3 protein-coding genes are annotated in these 4,977 nt (G+C 57.2%); 1 reads left to right on the top strand and 2 read right to left on the bottom strand.

The genetic code is table 11. The features are described from left to right. Positions 1–2,427, bottom strand: a 2,427-nt coding sequence (locus tag ACT3UE_RS15660) for an AAA family ATPase (protein ID WP_444567016.1), incomplete at its 3' end; no start/stop codon positions are given. 308 nt (positions 2,428–2,735) lie between these two features. Next, positions 2,736–4,013: an amidohydrolase family protein gene (locus ACT3UE_RS15655; RefSeq protein ID WP_444567015.1), complete on the bottom strand. Its 1,278-nt coding sequence runs from the start codon at positions 4,011–4,013 to the stop codon at positions 2,736–2,738. A 55-nt stretch (positions 4,014–4,068) separates the two neighbouring features. Between ACT3UE_RS15655 and ACT3UE_RS15650 the strand changes: the two genes are divergently transcribed. Next, positions 4,069–4,878 carry a MerR family transcriptional regulator gene (locus ACT3UE_RS15650; protein WP_444567014.1) on the top strand — a complete coding sequence of 270 codons (810 nt, stop codon included), beginning with the start codon at positions 4,069–4,071 and terminating at the stop codon, positions 4,876–4,878. Positions 4,879–4,977: the final 99 nt, after the last annotated feature.

Genomic DNA, 4,977 nt, shown 5'->3' with positions numbered 1-4,977 from the left:
TGCTCGGTCCTGTTTCTCGTCTTCTTCCGGTTCTTCGGGTGCGCGAGATGTGCCTTCTGCCAGAAGCTGAGGCTCCAATTTTAAGGCACGGCACATGGCCACGAAGTGTTTCTTATCTTCCTTGCGGATAAGTTCAAAGACGGCGTGGAGGATGTGTACTGCTTCTGGCCTGCTGATTCCCCGGCCTGTCTCCACGCGTTCATTGTGGGAATAATGATGTAAGTATGTGACTAGTCTCTGGCGGGTGAGGCCATCGTCCATCCCGTCGAGTGCAGTCTGCATCTGAACCCTGAAGTCGCCCATCTGTTCGGGGAATCGAAAACTGAGAAAGCCCTCGAGAAGACGGCGACATACATTGGGAAGGATGACAGCCGCATCCATTTCCTGCTCGATTGTTGGTCGATCGCCACAGTCAATCAGCGTTCTTGCTGATCGCCAGAAGAGGTAGTGATATTCCGAACGAAGACGGGTTCGTAAGGCCTTGTCCTTTTTGTCCGATCCCCAGTCGCGCCACGTGGGAACGCGACGGACTACCCCGACGTCGACTTTCTGAGCCTGGGCTTGTAGCTCGAGAATTTTGAAGTCTCGTTTCTCCTTGGGGGGGCTGTTGGGTAGGCGATCCAGTTGGTTTGCCCAGATTTTGAAGAGTTCGAAATTGTGGGTCATCAGGAACACCTGACCGCAGTCTCGGACAGGCTTCTGGTTGCATAAGCAGGCAACGGGCTGGCCGCAGCCACATGCGGACGGCTGCACCAGCTCCGCCCATAAGAGACTGGAGGCGCCGATTGCGAAGTTGTCGTCCAAACTTGAAACGGGATCGTCTATGACGACGATCTGCTCACTGCGATTCCGGCCTTGAGTGCTGAGGCTCTTAACGAAGTACAGCAAAGCCAATGCGGTACATTCTCCCTCGCTAAGGTGGAGCGCTGGCGAGCCATACCTGTAAATTGCGTAACGTCCCTCTTCCACGGGGACAATCCGAATATCGGGCCGGCCGAGCAGGATGTGTAGTCTCTGGTTCAGCCACTCGGCTGGCGGCCCAGGATCATGCTTTTCAGACTCCAGCTGGACGATCTTGTCTCGGGTAGCACACACCATCGTGTCATTGTCTTGAAGTGTTTTGTTGGCTGTGTCGGCTTCGCGGATGGCTGTGTCGTAAGCGTCTTTCTGCTCGCCAATCCAGAACGCCTCGAGTTGTTGGCATGCTGTTTCGCGCACTTTAGCGAAGGCCACACTTCGGGCGTCGTGATTGTCCAGAAGCGTCACTAGCCGATCGATGTTCGGGAGGGTGAAGGAATTTTGATTCAAGTGCTCTGGTAGATGAGCAGGCTCGTGTAGGGATTTCAGCTTGGCATCGAGCAACTCGCGCACGGTTATGAGATCTTGAGTGATTTCGTCAGTTCGCTCCTGGAGAGCCTGAAGTAGTGACTTGTATTCCTTTCGGAACTCGGGATACAGAAGTCCGGGGTCTGGAAAGTAGGTGCTCTGCTCAAGAAGCAACGTTGTGATTTCTTCGACTTTTTCGATAGCTTCCCGAAGCTCATCCTGCAGTTCCGTTGTACTTTCATCGAAGTGCCTGTTCAGTGTCTCGAGCCGGTCATGATTGAGATCGTTGGCGCAGAAAAGACAAGTCCTTCGGTTCCCGTGAAGTGAAAGACCTTTCTGCACCCAGTCGGAGTGCTCTGGATGTGTGATCAGAGAATTAATCAACTTGGCTGTTGGGATCCGTGCCAGTATTTCCGCAATGTCTTCTGTACTTAGCACTTCGAGGGACAGCGGCGGTGTTCGTGTCACTTTTTCGAGAAAGGTAGATTGTGCCTTTTCTATCTCCGCCTCAGGATCAAAAGCTGCTCTCAGCTTGTCTTTCATCGCCCGCGAAAGTGCCTTATGAACGTTGCGGGCGTCGTATCCACGACCGTAACCGTTCACACCCCCAAGCGTTGAAGTGACAAGTGTCCCGAGGTTCTTGAGAATCATCTTGGGGGATGCTTCCTTTTGCGCGGCCGCTCTCTCTAGCTTTGGCGACTCGAGAATCAGTTCATCCAACCGGGCGCGTGTAGCCCGCAGCTCTTTTTCGCGGTTTGCATTTTCTTTTCCAAGGGCGAGAAGTGCTTTGGCTTCGCCCGCTTGGAAATCGAAACACTCCTCCACGTAGGCTTTGTTGAAAGTCGAGACCCTTTCCCAAAGTGGGTCCTCGGGGGAGGTGACTTCTCGATTGGCTTTTCCTTCAGAGATTTCCAAGGAGACGCCAGCAGCCCAGCCGTCAGGGGACTGCGGCGGGCACAGCAGCGACGCGAGTGTGGACTTCCCACTGCCGTTGTTGGCGTAAATAAGGTTGATATCTCTAAAGCCGGTGAATGCCGTTGGAGGGGACCAGCCCTGAAAGATCCTGAAGTCCTTGATGGACTTGATATTTTCGATTCGCAAATTTCCCCCTCGAGTTAGACCTACCCCCATCCTATTTAGGGTAAGCGCCAGGCACTGTTCCAGAACATTTGGATTTCGCTTTGGAAGGGAAAGCCGCGTTGTCGCAAGGCTGGATCGCATGCGATTCCTGCGCGCCCTATCTGGAATAGGCCGCCCAGATCTAGGCGATTTAGCTCTGTGGGATCTGACTCACAGTTGGGCAAATCGGAAAGCACTTCCTAGGGGCGTCGCCTGTGGGATGAGACACACATCGTGCTGCCCGTCCGCTGGAGCTTTTGCTAAGTTCGGCCAAGAGCCTAGGACCAGCTTTAGCTGGAGATTTCCGGCCACATCTTCGTGATGGCGGCGATGATCTTCTCGTTGGTTGCTTGGAGCGCGGTCAGGCTCTCGTCCTCCTGGACACTGCCCACGTAGGCGTCGAGCACGACCGGTATCCCTTGCTTCCACACGGCAGCGATGGCCTGTGTTGCGACGATTTCTTGGTCTGGGCATCCTACGACCAGAAGAAGGTCGGCTCGTTTTCCCGGGAGGATCGATCCGCGATCGTTCAAACCGAAAACGTCAGCAGGTCGGGACGTCGCGGCAGCGAGTGCTTCACAGGGGCTGAGTCCGGCTTCGGTCAGGTGTTGGAGTTCACGGTGCAGGCTGGCACCGGGGACCAGACCGGGGTTCGGGGCGTCCGTGCCAGCCAGAAGAACAACTCCTCGGGAATGCAGTGCGTGCACGTTTCGACGTGCGGCAGCGAAGTCCGGAAGTCCAGGAGGCATCCACCGCTGTGCCTGGCGTTCGAGCATCCCGGTCCATGCCGGCCCCAGACGTGTGGCTAGCCCGAGCTGCGTCAACAGCGGCATCCGGCCCTCGGAGTCGGGGAAGCCATCAGCGATGTCGAGCGTGGCGATCACCGCCACCTCGGCTGCCGCCAACGTCTCCACCTGCGTGGGATTCAGCAATTCAAAGGGCACATGAGCCAGCACGTCGACGCCCTGGCTGACGACGTCGACGGCCGCGGCGGCCGTCATGACGTGCGCGACGACGATGATCTCTGCAGCATGAGCTGCTTCCACCAGCGCCCGTAACGTGCCCAAGCCCAATGAGGGCATCGGCACGGGGCTGGTGGATCCGTCGTCGTACAGCACCTTCAGGTGGGTCGCGCCTTCGGCAAGACGGTCCGCTACGAACCCAGAGGCCTCCTCGGGGCCAGTGACGTAGGGAAACGGAGAGTATGCCATCGTCGGGTGCCCTCCGGGGGCGGTCGCTCCGATACTTGAGGTCCGGACCTCGGCGACGTCTGAAGATCCGTTGCCGGCAAGGATCGGTGTGACGAGTTCCGGCTTGCTGAACTGATCAATGATGGTCGTCACCCCGAATGTCACCGCCTGTTGCGGCGCTCCTGGCAACAAGTGAAGATGGGTATCGATCAACCCCGGCAGCAGTGTCCCCCCGGCTCCGTCGACAACCTGATCCGACGGGTCGGCTAACTCCGGGCCGCCGACGTCGTCGATCCATCCGTCAACGATACGTACGGCGCTGTCCTTAGTGATCCGGTTGCCATCAAATACCCGAATGTTGGTGATCGTGAGGCTCATGTCCACGATGATAGAAGTTGACCTAACGAGAAGGTCAAGCGGCTAGGCTTCTTTGGTGCGACATTCCATCAGCCAGGTCGCAAAGATCGCTGGCGTCACCTCTCGAACACTTCGACACTATGACGCCATCGGCCTTCTTACCCCCAGTGAAGTCGGTGCCAATGGCTACCGTTGGTACGGCCGTGCCGAGCTACGTCGGCTCCAACGCATCCTGTTGTTGCGACAGATGGGCCTGGGCCTGGTCGAGATTGGGCAGGTAATCAGCGGGCAGAGCAGCGAGATTTCCGCGCTGCGTTTTCAACGCGATCAAATCCTCTCTGAGCGAGATCGTCTGGACGCCGTCATCGAGACGATCGAGCGGACCATCACAGACCTCACTGGCAATGATGTCATGGATCCCGAGGATTTCTTCCGTGGCCTCCATCAAGACCGTCTCCGCTTACGGAACCACTTGTCGGCGGTGCACGGCCCCGGTGTGGAGGCCACCTTCAGCAGTGCCGCGGCGGCCACCTCCAGTTGGGAAGTCGCCGACTACGAGCAGGCGGCAACCAAGAGCCGCGAGCTTCTGCACCGAATGGCGGCCCTTTTCCATCAAAGCGTCCCACCATGTGCGGGCCCCGCTCAGGAGCTCGTCGGCGAGCACTACAACTCCATGGGCCGATTCTGGCAGCCAGATGCCAGTTCCTACGAGGCCTTGGCCGATCTCTACTTGAGTGACAACCAGCAACGAGCGTGGATCAGCAAGATCGATCCCGTCTTGCCTCCGTGGCTCGCAGCAGCGATGAAAACCTATGCCAAGCAGCTGCCTCATAGAGCCCCGACTCGTAAATCCGACGAACATCGATGCCGTGAGTTGAACTACTGAAAGCAAGAGGTCCGGTAAGAGATTTTGAGGCGACTGGTCAAAGTTCCCTGCTAAGCCTCGATCCACCGATGGGAGCCGGTGAAGCAGGACGTCATTAAC

This window comes from Arthrobacter sp. 179 (assembly GCF_052379645.1).
GTDB lineage: Bacteria > Actinomycetota > Actinomycetes > Actinomycetales > Micrococcaceae > Arthrobacter_H.
This window is presented reverse-complemented; position numbering and strand designations above follow the sequence as displayed.

What these genes read in the sequence shown, in the direction of transcription:
- ACT3UE_RS15655 (WP_444567015.1), bottom strand. Translation starts at nt 4,013, where the DNA reads ATGAGCCTCACGATCACCAACATTCGGGTATTTGATGGCAACCGGATC.